Annotated in this window: 1 rRNA gene; it reads right to left on the minus strand. The window is 51.2% G+C overall.

Going from position 1 to position 545, the window contains the following annotated elements:
* Nucleotides 1-545: ribosomal RNA gene (locus tag ACLGL1_RS09815) — 23S ribosomal RNA — on the minus strand; the annotation flags it as partial.

The following is a 545-nucleotide window of genomic DNA, read 5'->3' on the forward strand; positions in this document are numbered from 1 at the left end:
TACTCACAAGAAAAAGCAACCCTTCTCCCGAAGTTACGGGTTCATTTTGCCGAGTTCCTTAACAAGAGTTATCTCGCGCGCCTTAGTATTCTCTACCTGTCTACCTGTGTCGGTTTGCGGTACGGGCTATCTTATCTTCCTTAGCAGCTTTTCTCGGCAGCGGGGGATTGAGGACTTCGTTACTATGTTTCACTCGTCGTCACGTCTCAGGCTTTTTGACACACGGATTTGCCTATGTGTCGCCCTATGCGCTTGAACGCCTCACCAACTGGGCGCTCGCTCTACCCTTCTGCGTCACTGCATGGTCATTAGATAAGATAGGTACAGGAATATCTACCTGTTTCCCATCGACTACGCCTTTCGGCCTTGCCTTAGGTCCCGACTAACCCTGGGCGGACGAGCCTTCCCCAGGAATCCTTAGACTTTCGGCGAAGAGGATTCTCACCTCTTTTATCGTGTACTTATACCGGCATTCTCTCTTCCATTGGGTCCACGTGCGCTTGCGCTCACGCTTCGTCCTCAATGGATTGCTCCTCTACCAATGC

The sequence above is a fragment of the Peptococcus simiae genome, assembly GCF_046569735.1.
Lineage (GTDB): Bacteria > Bacillota > Peptococcia > Peptococcales > Peptococcaceae > Peptococcus > Peptococcus simiae_A.